Source organism: Amycolatopsis orientalis (assembly GCF_000943515.2).
Classification (GTDB): Bacteria; Actinomycetota; Actinomycetes; order Mycobacteriales; family Pseudonocardiaceae; genus Amycolatopsis; species Amycolatopsis orientalis.
In genome coordinates this window covers 5,478,643-5,495,155 of the sequence record NZ_CP016174.1, presented here as the reverse complement: position 1 = coordinate 5,495,155, position 16,513 = coordinate 5,478,643, and the positions used below count along the sequence as shown (strand labels likewise).

Sequence of the window (16,513 nt, the reverse complement as noted above, 5' to 3'; positions counted from 1 at the left end):
GTTCGACCAGCCCAGCCGAACAGGAGGTCCGCCGGTGAAGCATGCGACGGCGCGCACGCGGGTACTCGGCGTCAACCCGCTCGGACGGCCGGACCCCGGGCTGGCGGCCGCCGTCGCCAGGGGTGGCGGGCTCGGTGTCCTGGACATCGGTTCCGCCGGGTCCATCGGGTCCACAGTGGACAGAGGGTTCCCCTTCGGGATCCGGATCCCGGCGGGCGGCCAGGTGCGGCCGGAAGAGGTGCGGGAGAGTGGCGCGGGGCTCGTCCTGCTGTCCGAAGGGGCGGTCTGCCAGGGCAGGGTCGAGACTCCCGTACTGGCCGAGGTGACCGGCGTCGAGCAGGCCGTCCGGATGCTCGGCGCCGGCGCCTCCGGTCTGGTGGCCAAGGGCGCCGAAGCGGGCGGCTCGGACCTCACCACTTTCGTCCTCCTGCAACGGTTGCTGGAGCGGTTCGGCGACGGCGTCCCCGTGTGGGCGTACGGGGGCATCGGACCGCGGACCGCGGTGGCCGCGATCGCCGGAGGCGCCGCCGGGGTGGTGCTCGACGGGCTCGGCCTGTTCCCGGAGGCCGATGTGCCGGCCGCGGCCGGGGTCGAACTGGCCAGGGCCGACGACGGACTCGCGAACCTGTTCAAGAATCGCTTCGCGGACGCGGAAAGCGCTGTCCGGTCGATCGTGCGGTCCCTCGCCGTGCCCCCGTCGGCGCACCCCGCGGACCAGGGCGCGCGCCTGTGCCGAACCCTGGGGACCGGCCTCCCGGTGGTGCAGGGGCCGATGACGCGGGTGAGTGATCAGCCCGGCTTCGCCGCCGCGGTCGCCGCGCACGACGGCTTCCCGTTCGTCGCGGTGGCCACCGCGAACGGCGCCAAGACCACCGAACTGCTCGGCCGCACCGCCGAAGCGCTCGGCGACCGGCCCTGGGGCGCGGGCATCCTCGGCTTCGTCCCGGAGGCCCTGCGCGCCGAACAGCTCGCCGCGGTGCGCGCCGCCCGCCCGCGCTGCGTGCTGATCGCGGGCGGGAAGCCCGCGCAGGCCAAGGCACTGGAAGCCGACGGGATCGCGACGTTCCTGCATGTACCGTCGCCGATCCTCCTGCGGCAGTTCCTCGACGCCGGGGTCCGCCGGTTCGTCTTCGAAGGCGCCGAATGCGGCGGGCATATCGGCCCGCGGTCGAGTTTCGTGCTCTGGGAACAGCAGTTGGACGTCCTGCGCGAACACGGCGCCGACGACGTCGAGGTGCTGTTCGCGGGCGGGATCCACGACGCCCGGTCCGCCGCGATGGTCTCCGCGATGGCGGAGCCGCTGAAAGGCGGCGGAACCGGTGTCCTGATGGGCACCGCGTACCTGTTCACCGAGGAGGCCGTCACGCACGGCGCCATCACCGGGGTCTTCCAGGACCGCGTGCTCGGCGCCGGGTCCACGGTCACCCTGGAAACCGCGCCCGGCCATCTCACCCGGTGCCTGCCCAGCCCGTACACCGACGAGTTCGCCGCGCTCAAGGCCGGGCTCCGCGCGGACGGCGTCCCACCGCAGGAGGCCTGGCAACGGCTGGAGGAGCTGAACACCGGACGGCTCCGGATCGCCAGCAAGGGGATCCGGCGGGAGGGCGACGCCCTGGTCGAGGTCGACACCCTCGGTCAGCTGGCCGAAGGCATGTACATGGCGGGCCAGGTCACGGTCCTGCGGGAACAGCGCACCGATATCGCCGCCCTGCACCGGGAAGTCACCGACGGTGCCGCGGAACTGCTCGCCGCCCGCACACCCGTCGACGAGTCCGTTGTGGACGGTGACATCGCCATCGTCGGCATGGCGTGTGTCTTCCCCGGAGCGCCTGACCTCCCGGCCTTCTGGTTCAACGTCCTGCACGGCGCGGACGCCGTCACCGAGGTGCCGGATCAGCGCTGGGACAAGGCGGTCTACGCCGGCGAGTCGACGTCGAAATGGGGCGGCTTCCTGCCCGCGGTGGACTTCGACCCGCTCGCGTACGGCATCCCGCCCAAGTCGATGGGCAGCATCGACCCGGCCCAGCTCGTGTCGCTGCAGACGGCGCGGCGGGCCCTCGAAGACGCGGGCTACGGCGACGGCGGCTTCGACCGCGAGCGCACCAGCGTCATCTTCGGCGCGGAAGCGGGAGGAGATCTGGCGAACGCCGGTGTCCTGCGCGCCTTGCTGCCCAGCTACCTCGAAGACGTCCCGGAAGAACTGCTCGCGCAGCTGCCGGAACTGACCGAAGACTCCTTCCCCGGCACTCTCGCCAACGTCATCTCCGGCCGGATCGCCAACCGGCTCGACCTCGGCGGCGCCAACTACACCGTGGACGCCGCGTGCGGATCGTCGCTGGCGGCGCTGGACCTCGCGGTGAAGGAACTGCGGGCGGGTACCAGCGGGATGGTCCTGTGCGGCGCGGTCGATCTGCACAACGGCATCAACGACTACCTCATGTTCACCTCCGCCGGCGCGCTGTCGCCCACGGGGCGGTGCCGTCCGTTCGACGCGGCGGCGGACGGGATCGCGCTCGGCGAGGGCGTCGCGTGCCTCGTGCTCAAGCGGCGGGCCGACGCCGAACGCGACGGCGACCGGGTCTACGCCGTGGTCAAGGGGGTCGGCGCGGCGAGCGACGGCAAGGCGCTCGGCCTCACCGCGCCCCGGCCGGAGGGGCAGCGGCGCGCGCTCGAACGGGCCTACCGCGACGCGGGCGTCTCACCGGCGGACGTCTCGCTGGTGGAGGCGCACGGCACCGGCACGGTCGTCGGCGACGCCACCGAACTGACCACGCTCACCGAGTTCTTCCTCGACGCGGGCGCCGAACCGGGCGGTTGCACGCTGGGTTCGGTGAAAAGCCAGATCGGGCACACGAAATGCGCCGCGGGACTGGCGGGACTGATGAAGGCGGCGCTGGCGCTGTGGCACGAGATCGTGCCGCCCACGCTGCATCTGAGCAGGCCGAACCCCGCCTGGGACGCCGAGCGCAGTCCCTTCACCTTCTCCACCGGCGCCCGGCCGTCGCCGGTTCCGCGCGGCCGAGGTTTCGCCGGGGTGAGCGCGTTCGGGTTCGGCGGGACCAATTTCCACGCGGTGCTGGCGGCCCCGGGTGTCGCACCCGACCGGCGCCACGGACCGCGGGATTGGGACGCCGAGCTCTTCCTGGTCCGAGGATCCGATGTGGACGGTGCCAGGGCGGTGCTGCGCGATCTGCTGTCGGCGCACGAAGGCCGTCCGCTGCGGGAGATCGCCGCGCTCGCCGCCGAGCGGGGCGGCTCCGGGCCGGTGCGGCTCGCGGTCGTCGCGAATGACCTCGCGGAGCTGCGTGAGGCCGCCGAGAACCGCGGCGGGCTCACCGCGGAGCACACGGAACCGGGTGCGGTCGCGTTCCTGTTCCCCGGACAGGGCAGCCAGCGGACCGGCATGCTGGCGGAGCTGTTCGTGCACTTCCCGGAGCTGGCCGACGTCCTGCGGCTCGCGCCGGAGATCGCCGCGAAGACGTTCCCCCCGCGTGCCTTCGGGGAGGAGGCCCGTGCGGCACAGGACGAGGCGCTCAAGGACACGCGTGTCGCCCAGCCCGCGCTCGGGCTCGTCGAATCGGCCGTCTGCCGCCTGCTCGCCGACCTCGGTGTCCGGCCGGATCTGCTGGCCGGGCACAGCTACGGTGAACTGACCGCGTTGTCGGTCGCGGGCGCCTTCGACACCCCGACCCTGGTGGCGCTCAGCCAGGCCAGGGCCCGCTCGATCGCCGAAGTCGCGGGTGCCGACCCCGGGGCGATGGCCGCGGTGAAGACCTCCCGTGAAGAGCTCGCCGCCGTCCTCGATCGATCCGACGTCGTACTGGCCAACCACAACGCGCCCGAGCAGACCGTCCTTTCCGGACCGACCGCGGCCGTCGAAGACGCCGTCCGGGAGCTGCGGGAACGGGGGATCGCCGCCAAGCGGATCCCGGTGGCGTGTGCCTTCCACAGTCCGCTGGTGGCCGGGGCGAGCGACGTGTTCGCCGTCGACCTCGACAACGCCGAGATCGGCGACCCCGGCCCGCCGGTGTGGTCGAACCGCACCGCACGGCCGTACGAGCCCGGGGAGGTGCGTGCCGGTCTGGCCGCGCAGATCGGCTCGCCGGTGCGGTTCGTCGAGCTGATCGAGGACATGTACGCCGCGGGCGCGCGCACGTTCGTCGAGGCGGGTCCGGGGCAGGTGCTTTCCCGGCTGGCCAAGGAGATCCTCGGCGACCGGCCGCATACCGTGATCGCTTGCGACCCCGGCGGACCCGGTCTGCGGGGGTTCCTCACCGCACTCGCGCGGCTGGCGCTCACCGGCGTCGACGTGCGCACCGAACGGCTCTTCCGCGGCCGCGTCCGGGTCGGCCCGCTTCCCGCACCCGCCTGGACCGTGGACGGCCAGACCGTCCGCGCCCCCGGCGGCGAGGTCCCCGCCCATGGGCTCGTGCCCGCCCGACGAATCCCGAGGACGACCATGAACCAGCCCGCGCCCGGTCGTGACCAGGCCGTCGTCGAATTCCTTCGCACCAGCCGCGAGATGCTGGCGGCGCAGCGGGACGTGATGCTGGGATACCTCGGCACCGCGCCGCTTCCCGTGACACCGGTGTCGGCTCCGGTCGCTCCGGTATCGCTGCCGCCGGTCGAAGCACCGGTCGTGGCCGCGCCCGCCGCCGACCCGGAGCCCGTCGCCGAGGCCCCCGTCACGGACGTCCTTGCCACCGTGATCGGCGCGATCAGCGAACGCACCGGCTATCCGGCCGAGATGATCGACGCCGATCTCGACCTCGAAGCGGATCTTTCCATCGACTCCATCAAACGCACCGAAATCGCGGGCTCGCTGCTGGCGAAGCTCGGCCTCTCCGGACGGGTGCACGACGACGCCCAGGATCAGCTCAGCCGGGACAGGACGGCGAGCGCGCTGGCAGCGCGGCTTCGGAAATGGCTGGAGCCCGCGGCGCCGGTCGCCGCGGCACCGGCACCCGAAGAGTCCCCGGCCGGCCGCGCGCCCGGCCGGTACCTGCTCAGCCGGGTCGCCGCCCCGCTCGGCACCCCCGATCTCACCAAGGTGGGCGGCAAGACGATCGCGGTGAGCTTCGAACCCGGCCAGGAGGAGCTGGCCGAGTCGGTCCGCGCGGTGTTCGCCGAGGCGGGCGCGCTGCCGGGAGCGTTGGACGACGCGGACATCCTGCTCGTGCTGAACCCGTTGTCCGAGGCCGAGGAACCGGTCGCGGCGCAGGTCTTCGGACTGCTCAAGGACGCCAAGGGAACGGTGGTCGTGGTGGCCGGCCCGGGAACCGGGCACACCGCCGGGCTGCGTGGCCTGGTCCGCGCCGCGGCCAGGGAACGCACCGAGCCGACCAGACTGGTCGAACTGGAGTCCACAGTGGACCTCGCGCGGATAGTGCTGGAAGAGGTGATCGCCGAGGGGCCGGCCGCCGTGCGGTACGACACCGCCGGTCGCGCCGCCTTCGAGCCGTCGGCGGCCTCCCTCGGGTCGATCGCGTACGCGGGTGCGGGCCCCGGCGGCGGCGAGACCAAGGCGCTCGGGCTCGGGCCGGATTCGGTGCTGCTGCTGATCGGCGGTGCCCGCGGGATCACCGCGCGGGCGGCGGTCGCGCTGGCGGAGAGCGGCTGCCGGATCGAACTGGCCGGGCGCACGCCGTGGCCCGCCGAACCCGGCGACGAGGACCTGCCGTCCGATGCGCAGGGGATGCGCTCGGCCCTGGCCGCGCGCGGTGGTTCGCTGGCCGGGATCGAACGCCGGGTCCGCACCGTGCTGGCCCAGCGCGAGATCGCGAGGACCCTCGATCAGATCGGCGCCGCCGGTGGTACCGCGGCCTACCGGTCGCTCGACGTCCGCGACGGCACCGCCGTCCGGCAGCTGGTCAAGGATCTGCACACCCGCTACGGCCGGATCGACGGCGTCGTCCACGCGGCCGGGGTGATCGACGACAAGCTCATGGCGGACAAGGACGAGCACTCCTTCCGTACCGTCTACGGGACCAAAGTGGACGGTGCGCGGGCGTTGCTCGACGCGCTGGAGCATTTCGGGGTGCGGCCCGGGTTCGTCACCTTCTTCGGCAGCATCGCCGCCGTGCTCGGCAACCGGGGCCAGACCGACTACGCGGCGGCGAACGACGCGCTGGAGACCCTCGGCGAGCAGTGGGCGGAGCGCACCGGATGCCGGGTCCTGACCGTCCACTGGGGACCCTGGGCCCCATCGGACGACCACGCCGGCATGGTGTCGCCGGAGCTGGCGCGCGAGTACGAACGCCGGGAGGTCGCGCTGATCGACCCGGACGAAGGCACCGCCGCCCTGCTGCGTGAGCTGGCCTACGGGCCGTCCGACGTCCGCTCGGTGCTGTACACGGCTTCACTGTGGTGAACCAGGCCATGACGAACCAGGAACCGGTCGCGATCGTCGGCATGGGGGTCTTCCTCCCCGGCGCGTCCACTGTGGACGAGTACTGGCAGAACATCGTGTCCGGTACCGACGCGATCACCGAGATCCCGTCGCATCGCTGGGATCCGAGCTTCCATGACGGGGACGGCCGCACCCCCGATCGCACCTACGGGCGGCGTGGCGGCTTCGTCGCCGACAGCCTGGACTTCGACGCGACGGCGCTCGGCATCGCGCCCAGTTCGCTCGCCGGGATGGAACCCGACCAGCTGGTCGCGCTGGCTGTCGCCGCTTCCGCCGTCGACGACGCCGGTGGCTTGCGACGGCTGGGCGACCTCGAACGTGTGGGCGTCATCCTCGGGCGCGGTGGCTACCTCTCGCCCGGACTGCAGCGCTTCGACCAGCGGGTCCGGTCGGTCCGTCAGATCACCGGCGCCGTCCGCGAACTGCTCCCGTCGGCCCGGCCGGAGCTGCTCGACCGGCTGCGGAACGCGTTGCTGGAGCCGCTGGGGGAGTTCCGGCCGGACACCGCGATCGGGCTGGTGCCGAACCTCGCCGCGTCGCGGGTGGCCAACCGGCTGGACCTCGGTGGCCCCGCGTACACGGTGGACGCCGCCTGCGCGTCCTCACTGCTGGCCGTGGACCAGGCGATCGGCGAACTCGCCCGGCGACGCTGCGACGTCGTGCTGGCCGGCGGGGTGCACCACTGCCACGACGACACGCTCTGGTCGATGTTCACCCAGCTCGGCGCCCTTTCGCCGAGCCAGCGGATCAGCCCGTTCTCCCGGGAGGCGGACGGCCTGCTGATCGGTGAGGGCACCGCGATCGTGGTGCTGAAACGGTTCTACGACGCGCGCCGCGACGGCGACCGGGTCTACGCGATCCTGCGCGGGTCGGGGACGTCGAGCGACGGCAAGGGCGCGAGCCTGCTCAGCCCGGCCGTGGCAGGCCAGACCCTGGCGCTGCGCCGGGCGTGGGCGTCGGCGGGCCTCGACCCCACCGCACCCGGCGCACTCGGCCTGCTGGAGGCGCACGGGACCGCGACGCCCGCCGGGGACGCGGCCGAATTGGCCACCCTCGCCGAGGTGTTCGGCCCGCCGGACGGACCGCGTGCCGCGCTCGGCGCGGTCAAGGCGATGATCGGGCACACCATGCCGACGGCCGGGGCCGCCGGGCTGATCAAGGCGGCGCTCGCCCTGCACCACGCCGTCCTGCCGCCGACGCTGAACTGCGCGGATCCGAGTCCGCTCCTGGACAAGACCCGGTTCCGGACCTTGACCGCGGCGGAGCGGTGGCTCGCCGGTGACGTGCCACGCCGGGCGGCGGTCAACGCCTTCGGCTTCGGCGGCGTCAACGCGCATGTGGTGCTGGAGGAGGCCGATCCGGCGCCCACCCGGCCCCGCCGGGCCAAGGTGACCGCGGAACCCGAGCGGGTGGTGAGGCTCGCGGCGTCCACGCCGGACGAACTGCGCGCACTGCTCGACCGCCCCGAGCCGGAATCCGGCGGGCGGGGCCCGTGCCGCATCGGGATCGTCGCGCCGACCGGGAAGCGGCTGGAAGTCGCGCGGAGGGTGCTCGCGAAGGTCGCGGCCGAGGGCAGGTCCTGGCATGGGCCCAACGACATCTGGTGCACCACGGCGCCGTTGCTGGAGCAGCCCGGCGCCAAGACCGTGTTCGTCTACCCGGGACTGGAGGCGGACGCGGAACCGCGCTGCGCCGACGTCGCCCGGCATTTCGGCCTGGAGCGACCGGAGTGGTCGACGACCAGTGTGCTCTCGCGCGCGTCGAGCGTCTCCCAGGTCGGGCTGCTGCTCGACACCGCGTTGCGGCGGCTCGCGATCAGGCCGGACCTGCTCGCCGGGCACAGCGTCGGCGAGTGGACCGCGATGCAGGCCGCCGGGATGTACCCCGGACAGTCCACAGAGGACATGCTGAGCCGGTACTGGCCGCACGGTTTCACCCTGCCCGACGCCGAGTTCCTGGTACTGGGCTGTTCCGCGGAGCGGGCGGCCGCGTTGCTCGCCGCCGAACCGGAACTGATGATCTCCCACGAGAACGCGCCGCGGCAGACGATCGTCTGCGGTGATCCGGCGGCCGCGGCCCGGCTCGCCAAACTGTGCACGCAGCACGGCGTCGTCGCCAGGACACTGCCGTTCCGGTCCGGGTTCCACACCCCCTTGATGCGTTCCCGGCTCGGCCCGTTCACCCGCCTCGCGGCGGAACTGGACCTGAAGGCGCCGCGGATCCCGGTCTGGTCGGCGACCACCGCCGCGCCGTATCCCGCGGATCCGGTGGCGGTCCGCGAGCTGTACCTGGCCCATCTGGTGCGCAAGGTCCGGTTCCGTGAACTCGTCGACGCGCTCCACGCCGACGGTGCCCGCGTGTTCGTGCAGGCGGGCGCCGGTCAGGTCGGCTCGTTCGTGTCGGACACTCTCGGCGAACGGCCGCATCTGGTCGTCGCCGCGTCGTCGGGCACCCGCCCGGGTCTCGCGCAGCTGCTCCGGGTCGCCACCGCGGTCTGGGTGGAGGGCGGACGGCCCGCGTTCGACATGCTGGAGCCGCGCCGGACCCGGATCGACACCGCGGGGACGCTGCTCTCGGTCGCCGACGACGTCAAGGGCATGTTCGACGTCCCCGGCGACGTTCCCGAACTGGCCGAGGGGGTTCCGGAGGCGATCGTCGCGGAGTTCACCGCGCTCCTCGCCGAGACCAGGCAGGCCGCGGCGAGCGTGATCGACGCGGCGAAACGGCGGGAAGAGCGGACCACCGTTGAGTCCACTGTGGACGTGTCGCTCGATTCGATGCCGTATCTGGTCGACCACCGGTTCTTCCGCCAGCGCGACGGATGGCCGGAAGAGGCGGACTTCCGCCCCACCGTCCCCGCGACGACGCTGGTCGACATGGCCTGCCGGGCGGCGGAACGCGCCTGGCCGGGGACGATCGCGACCGGGGTGAGCAACGCGGCGTTCTCACGCTGGCTGATCGCCGCGCCCGCGCGGCAGGTGCCTCTTTCGATGACCCGTGAGGGCGACCGGATCAGTGTCCAAATCGGACCGCACGCCAGTATGGACGTCCAGCTGGCCGCGCGATATCCCACCGCACCCCGGCCGTCTCCCTTGCCGGGCCCGGAAACCGCGCCCCCGCTGAGCGCCGCCGAGATCTACTCGCGCCGGGAGATGTTCCACGGCCCGTCGTACCAGGGGCTTTCCCGGTTGATCGGGCTCGGGGAACGGCATATCCGCGGCGATCTCGTCGTACCGTCGGCCCCCGGGGCGCTGCTGGACAACGTCGGGCAGCTGCTGGGGTGCTGGCTGATGGCCACCAAGGCGGACGCGCTGCTGGCGTTCCCCACGTCGATGGGCCGGATCACCTGGTACGGCCCCGAACCGGCGCCGGGTACCACGCTGCGGTGCGTGGTCCGGGTCCGGCTGCCGCGGCCGGAGGTACTGGAGATGGACGCGGAACTGGTGCGCGACGGCACCGTGCTGGCGCGGATCGAACAGTGGCGGGACATCCGTTTCCCGTGCGACCGGGCCGCCCACCGGGTCTACGCCTTCCCCGACCGGCACCGGCTTTCCGAGGACCACCACGGTGCCTGGACGGTGGTGACCGACCGGTGGCCGAGCCCGGCCGCGCGCGACATCTACGCCGGCGTCCATCTCGGCGCGGAGGAACGTGCCGAGTACGCCGCTTGTGCGCCCCGGCGGCAGCGTGGCTGGCTGCTGGAACGGATCGCGATCAAGGACGCGGTCCGCGCCCGGCTCGCCGAGAACGGCGTCGAAGGGGTTTACCCGGCGGAGATCCGCGTGAGCGCAGACGGGACCAGGGTGACCGGACAGCACGGCCGGACGCTGCCGGAGTTCGCCGTCGCCGTCGCCCTCGCGAAGACCGGGGACCTCGCGGTCGCCCTCGTCCGGGAAGCGACGGCGCCACCGCCCCGGATCGCGGTCCGGGCCGAGGGTGACCTGGCCGGGCTGGGCGAGGAGATCGGTACCGGGGTGGAGTTCGCTGGGATACCGGGGCACGTGGTGGCCTGGAACCGCGGGTAAGAACAGGAGCAGAGCATGACGATCGAACAGCAGAGCCCGGTTTCCGTCTTCGGCACCGTGGCCGAATTGCTGACGGAACTGGTCGGGGACGCCGACGTCCTCGGCATCGAGATCACCCCGGAGACCACCTTCCACGAGGACCTCCAGCTGGAGAGCATCGACCTGGTGACGTTCGCGAGCATTCTCGCCGAGCACTTCGGCGCGGACGTCAACCTCGCGGAGTTCCTGGCGGAGAAGGATCTCGACGACGTGATCGGACTGCGGGTCGGCGACATCGCGGACTATGTGGCCGCCCGCCTCGGCGAACGGGGCTGACGCGGTGCCGACGATGACCGTCAACGGTCTGCGCACGAACGTGCACCTCGTCCCCGGTGGAGGCACGGAGACCGTGGTGTTCCTGCACGGCATGGGCACCGACAGCCTGGCGAGCTTCTACCTCACGCTGGCCCCGCCGGTCGCCGCCGCCGGGGTGGACGTGGTCAGCTACGACCTGCGCGGCCACGGCAAGACCGAACGCCCCGAGCGCGGGTACACGATCGCGGATTTCATCGCCGACCTCGACGACCTGCTGTCCCAGCTCGACCTCGACCGACCGGTTCATCTGGTGGGCAACAGTTTCGGCGGCACCCTGGCCTACAGCTACGCCGTGGCGAAACCGGAGCGAGTGCGCAGCATCGTGTGCATCGAGTCGGAACCCGCGACCGAGCTGTGGGCGGACAAGATGGCACAGATCCTCGAACACACAGTGCGCTTCCTCAAGGTCGAGGAGAGCTTCGACTGGATCGAGGCCAACTACAGCGCCCATCACCGGCGGCTCGCCAGGATGGCCGCCGAACGGATCATGTCGACGACGATGGCCGAGGAGGTCCCGCTCGGCCCGTTGCTGACCATGGACCAGGTGGCGGCGATCGACTGTCCCGTACTGTCCATTTTGGGCAGTCATGGCTATCAGGCCGATGATCTCACCGCGCTGACGTCGTTGCTGCCCCGCGGCGAGTTGCACGTGTTCGAAGGCCAGGGGCATTCGGTGCTCGTCGAGCAGCACCGGGAGGTGCGGGAGCTGCTGCTGAACTGGATCGCCCGGCACGGGAGGCCGCGCGGATGAGCCGGTTCCTCCTGGTCGTGCCGCCGCTCACCGGGCATGTGGCACCGCTGCGCGCGGTGGCCGCCGAACTCCTGCGCCGCGGCCACGACGTCGCCTGGTGCGGCCCGGAACCCACGACTTCGGAGCTGACCAGGGCGGGCCGGGTCCACGCGGCGGGCGACGCGCTGGAATTCGCCGTCGAGCGCCGTCCCGAGGGGCTGAGAGGCTTCGCGGCACTGAAGTTCCTCTGGGAGCGGTACCTCATCCCACTCGCCGACGCGATGGTCCCCGGCGTCGAGAAGGCGGTGGCCGACTTCCGGCCCGACGTCGTCCTCGCCGATCAGCAGGCCTTCGCGGGCGCCCTGGTGGCGAGCCGCCGGGCCGTCCCGTGGGTGACCTCCGCGTCGACGTCCACCGAACTCGCCGACCCACTGGGCGCGCTGCCGAAGATCGCCGCCTGGGTCGACGGACTGCAGGACGATCTCCGCGCCCGGCACCACGTATCCTGCGGTGACCTGCGGTTTTCGCCGGAGCTGGTGCTGGCGTTCACCACCGTCACGCTGACCGGGCCGATCACCGGCCCGGGCGCGGTCCGGTTCGTCGGCCCGGCGCTGGCCCCGGCGCCCCCCATAGGCTTCTCGTGGGACAGGCTCGACGGCCGCCCGCTCGTCCTCGCCACCCTCGGTACCGCCAACGCCGCCCTCGGCCGCCGCTTCCTGTCCGAATGCGTCGACGCCCTCGCCGGGATGCCCGAGGTCCAGGGTCTGGTCGTCGATCCCACCGGCGAACTGCTCAGCGACGAAGTGCTGCTGGCCAAGCGGATCCCGCAGGCGGAAGTGGTCCGCCAGGCGGCGGCGGTGATCTGCCACGGCGGGCACAACACCGTCAGCGAAACCCTCGCGTGCGGCCTGCCGCTGGTGATCGCGCCGATCCGGGACGACCAGTCGATGCTGGCTCAGCAGGTCGAGGCCGCCGGTGCGGGACTGCGGCTGCGCTTCGACCGCGTCAAGGCGCCGGACATCCGCCGCACCATCACGGACGTGCTGACCGAACCCGCCTACGCCGCGGCGGCCGCACGGGTGCGGGCCTCGTTCGCGGCCGCCGGGGGAGTGGGGGCCGCCGCGGACCACCTGGAGTCGCTGCTTCAGCGCGGTTGAGTGGGTCTGGTGGCGCACGGCGGAGCTGAAGGGCGCTTTCCCCGCATCTCATGCAGGGAAAGCGCCTTTCGCCGCATGCGATGCGGTGAAGGGCCCCTTCAGCCCCCTGGACGGAAAGCCAGGCCGCATCACCTCGGCGCGGTCTCCCGCGGCGACCGGAACGTCCGCGCCGCGATCCATCCGCCGGCCAGCGCGGCCACCGCCGCGATCCCGAGCGACACCGGGATCGACCAGCCCGACGGGCGTCCCAGCGCGAGCGCCCTCGTCGCGTCGATCGCGTAGGTCAGCGGGTTGATCGCCGAGACCACCCGCAGCCAGGTGGGCATGGTGTCGAGCGGCATGTAGGCGCTGGAGGAGAACATCAGCGGGAACATGACCACGAAGGACGCCATCTGCAGCGTCTCGGCTTTGCGCAGCCAGGTCGTGATCGCGACGAAGATCCAGCTCAGGCACCAGCCGACGAGCAGGGTGAGCAGAAGTGCCGCGGTGACCCCGAAAACACCGCCGGTCGGCCGGAAACCGAGTAGGACCACGCTCGCGAGCGCCGTCACGATCAACTGCACCGCGAGCCGGGCGGAGTCGGAGATCGTGCGGGCCACCAGTACCGACGACAGGCTGATGGGCAGGCAGCGGAGACGTCCGGTGAATCCACTGTAGATCTCCGCGAGCAGTCCGGCACCGGAACTCATCGCCGTGGTCATCGCGATGTTCACCAGCGTGGCGGGGACGAGGAAGTTCACGTAACCCTGATAGGCCGCGACGCCCGGCAGGGTGCTGACACCGTTGAAGACCTGGCTGAACAGCAGGAGCAGCACGATCGGTTGCAGCAGGCCGAAGAACACCAGCCGCCGGTCGCCGAACGCGGTCTTCAGCGAGCGTCCGGCGAGGACGCGGACCTGGGTGGCGAACGTGCTCGGCGGCCAGGCGGCCGGATCGGTCAGTACCACCGGTGCGGGTGCGCGGTGCCGTGCCTCGGTCATGACGGGACCGCCGGATTCCGGTGCAGGGAAAGGTAGACGTCGTCGAGCGTGGGCTCGGCGACGGTGAGGTCCTTCATCGGCGCGCCCGCCGCGTCGAGGGCGCGGACCAGCACGGTGATGTCGGCGGGCCCGGACAGGGCGACGCCGAGAACCAGCCCGGCCGCCGACGTCGTGCAGCGCATGCCGAGTCTGTGCAGTGCGGCCAGCGCGCGGCGGGCGGCGAGGTCGGTGCCGAAGGTCAGGGTCGCGGTCCGTTCCCCGAGGCGCGCCTTCAGTTCGGACGGCCGTCCGGAAACCGTGACATGCCCCAGTCCCAGCACGATGACGTGATCGGCCAGCCGGTCGGCCTCCTCGAGATACTGCGTGGTGAGCACGACGGTGGTGCCCCTGGCGGCGAGCCGTTCGACACCGTCCCAGAGACCCGCGCGGCTGACCGGGTCGAGGCCGGTGGTGGGTTCGTCCAGGAAGAGGACGTCGGGGGAGCCGACGAGTCCCGCGGCCAGGTCGAGCCGCCGCCGCATCCCGCCGGAGTACGTCCGCGCGGGGCGGTCCGCCGCGTCGTCGAGGCCGAACATGGCGAGCAGTTCGGCCGCGCGGGCCTTGGCCTGGCGCCGGTTCGCGCCCAGCAGCCGGGCCACGAGTTCGAGGTTGCCGCGACCGGACAGCGCGTCGTCGACGGCGGCGAACTGGCCGGTGACCCCGATCCTCCGCCGGACGTGGTGCCCGGCGCGGACGACGTCGAAACCGCAGACCTTGGCGCTGCCGGCGCTCGGTTGGACGCGGGTGCTGAGGATGTCGATCAGTGTCGTCTTCCCGGCGCCGTTGTGCCCGAGCACCGCGAGTACGGTGCCCCTGCCGACCCGAAGACTGACACCGGCGAGGGCCGTCACCTCACCGTAGTGCTTGGCGAGGCCGGTCACCTCGATGGCAGCCTGCTCCATCGCCACTCCCTGGGATCTTGTCCGCCGAAACTACCGAGGAATTCGGCGTCGCCGCAATGAACAAAACGGACTCCGGACGCCCCTCACAATTCCGCGCACCCTTCTTCGCACGCGCGTCACAAAAGTGCTTGCAACCGGTCTCGTGAGTGGTAATGACGGTTAGAACCGTCATTACCACTCACGAGACCAACCCCAAAACAGTTACCCCCTTTACAAAACCGACCCGGTTTTCCTCGGGCCACCACCCCTTGCTTGTTTCCCTGATCTTCCGCCAGTAGCGTGCTGCACAAGTTGGCCGTTCGGCCGGGGAAGTCGAAGTGAGGAAGCCCGAATGTCAGTGCTGACCGGGCGCGTTCTGCGCGCCTTCCTACTCCCGGCGGTGCTGGGGCTGGGGGCGCTTTCGCTGGCTTCCGCCTCCGCCGCCGACCCGGCGCGGACACGGCAGGCCGAACCCGTTCAGGTTCCCGCGGCCGCGGCCGCGCCGGGACTGAAGTTCGGATTCTACGTCGGCGACGAGCAACAGCCCACGACGAGCCGCGTCGCGAAACTCGGCTCGGACATCACGTTCCCGCAGGGGCTGTTCGACGGCAAGATCCTCGGCTTCGTCGGCAGGGTGCCGATCACCGGCAAACTCGCCATCCCGCCGACGTCGAGCTATTTCGTGTCCTTCCGCTTCATGCCGGCCACCGGTGACGTGGAACTGATCCCGGACGGCGACGCCACCGGCACCGTCGAGGTGAAGACCGGGGCCACCACCGGCTGCAAGGCGGTCGGCACGAACCTCTGCGCGGATTCCGACGTCACGAACAAGATGTTCATCAAGCTTTCCAACGTCAAGGTGGACGGCAAGGTCCTCGACGTCGGCCCGAACTGCCGGACCGCGCAATCGGTCGTGGTGAACATCAAAGCGCTGGTGCCGCTCGCGTTCCCTGCCCCGCCGGTGAAGGTCACCACCACCTTCCCCACCCCCGGTTTCGCCGGTTGCGGTGGCCGTGAGGACCTGAGCCCGCTGCTCACCGGTCTGGTGTCCGGGCCGGGCAACACGCTGGTCACCCACCTGAAGCTGCGCTGTACCGGCGATGGGCCGCCCCCCAACGGATGCGGAGCCTGACGATGACCAATCCCGTCGCCCTGCTCGCCCGCGCGCCGGAGAAGGCCGCCGCCGCGCTGCGCGAATTCGGCCGGATGTGCGCCATGGGGATCGACGTCGTCCTCGCGATGTTCCGCCGTCCGGTGCAGGTCCGTGAGTTCATCCAGCAGTTCTGGTTCATCGCCAGTGTGTCGATCACACCGGCGATCCTCGTGTCGATCCCGTTCGGCGCGGTCATCTCGCTGCAACTCGGTTCGCTCACGAGCCAGATCGGCGCGCAGCAGTTCAACGGCGCCGCGAGCGTCCTCGCCGTGGTGCAGCAGGCCAGCCCGATCGTGACGACGCTGATCATCGCGGGTGCCGGCGGTTCGGCGATCTGCGCGGATCTCGGTGCCCGCTCCATCCGTGAGGAGATCGACGCGATGGAGGTGCTCGGCGTCTCGCCGATCCACCGGCTGATCGTCCCGCGGGTACAGGCCGCCATCGGGGTTTCGGTACTGCTCAACGGCTTGGTCAGTGTCGTCGGCGTGCTCGGCGGCTATTTCTTCAACGTCATCGTGCAGGGCGGGACGCCGGGCGCGTATCTCGCGAGTTTCAACGCGCTGGCGCAGCTGCCCGACCTCGTCGTCAGCTCGATCAAGGCGTTCATCTTCGGTTTCCTCGCGGGTGTCGTCGCGTCGTACCGGGGCCTCAATCCCCGGGGCGGCCCGAAAGGCGTCGGCGACGTCGTCAACCAGTCGGTGGTGATCACGTTCCTGCTCCTGTTCTTCGTCAACACCATCCTGACCGCGCTGTACCTGCAGCTCGTCCCGGCGAAGGGAACCTGA

9 protein-coding genes are annotated in these 16,513 nt (G+C 71.6%); 7 read left to right on the top strand and 2 right to left on the bottom strand.

All coding sequences use genetic code 11. The annotated features are described in order from the left end of the window. The first annotated feature begins 34 nt into the window (after nt 1-34). Genes SD37_RS23990 through SD37_RS23970 form a run of 5 tightly spaced genes read left to right on the top strand, consistent with a single transcriptional unit; the run spans nt 35 to nt 12,675 of the window. The gene (locus SD37_RS23990; protein WP_044854797.1) at nt 35-6,370 is read left to right on the top strand and encodes a type I polyketide synthase; all 6,336 of its coding nucleotides are present in this window, start codon (nt 35-37) and stop codon (nt 6,368-6,370) included. Nucleotides 6,371-6,378: 8 nt separating this feature from the next. Then, nucleotides 6,379-10,434 (top strand): beta-ketoacyl synthase N-terminal-like domain-containing protein, encoded by a 4,056-nt coding sequence (locus tag SD37_RS23985; protein WP_044854798.1) that lies wholly within the window; start codon nt 6,379-6,381, stop codon nt 10,432-10,434. Nucleotides 10,435-10,449: 15 nt separating this feature from the next. Then, the gene (locus tag SD37_RS23980) at nt 10,450-10,749 is read left to right on the top strand and encodes an acyl carrier protein (RefSeq protein WP_044854799.1); all 300 of its coding nucleotides are present in this window, start codon (nt 10,450-10,452) and stop codon (nt 10,747-10,749) included. Nucleotides 10,750-10,753: 4 nt separating this feature from the next. Continuing rightward, a complete protein-coding gene (locus SD37_RS23975) occupies nt 10,754-11,539 on the top strand; it encodes an alpha/beta fold hydrolase (RefSeq protein WP_044855032.1) in 786 nt (261 codons plus the stop codon). Continuing rightward, nucleotides 11,536-12,675 carry a glycosyltransferase gene (locus SD37_RS23970; RefSeq protein WP_044854800.1) on the top strand — a complete coding sequence of 380 codons (1,140 nt, stop codon included), beginning with the start codon at nt 11,536-11,538 and terminating at the stop codon, nt 12,673-12,675. The genes SD37_RS23975 and SD37_RS23970 overlap by 4 nt, the downstream gene beginning before the upstream one ends. Before the next feature lie 128 nt (nt 12,676-12,803). Here the strand turns inward: SD37_RS23970 and SD37_RS23965 are convergent, their stop codons facing one another. After that, nucleotides 12,804-13,655: an ABC transporter permease gene (locus SD37_RS23965; RefSeq protein ID WP_044854801.1), complete on the bottom strand. Its 852-nt coding sequence runs from the start codon at nt 13,653-13,655 to the stop codon at nt 12,804-12,806. Then, nucleotides 13,652-14,596, bottom strand: a complete 945-nt coding sequence (locus SD37_RS23960) for an ABC transporter ATP-binding protein (protein ID WP_044854802.1) — start codon at nt 14,594-14,596, stop codon at nt 13,652-13,654. The genes SD37_RS23965 and SD37_RS23960 overlap by 4 nt, the downstream gene beginning before the upstream one ends. A gap of 331 nt (nt 14,597-14,927) precedes the next feature. Between SD37_RS23960 and SD37_RS23955 the strand changes: the two genes are divergently transcribed. Both SD37_RS23955 and SD37_RS23950 read left to right on the top strand, forming a co-directional pair. After that, a complete protein-coding gene (locus tag SD37_RS23955) occupies nt 14,928-15,707 on the top strand; it encodes a hypothetical protein (protein ID WP_044854803.1) in 780 nt (259 codons plus the stop codon). 2 nt (nt 15,708-15,709) lie between these two features. Then, on the top strand, nt 15,710-16,513 hold the full coding sequence (locus tag SD37_RS23950; protein ID WP_044855033.1) for an MlaE family ABC transporter permease: 804 nt from the start codon (nt 15,710-15,712) through the stop codon (nt 16,511-16,513).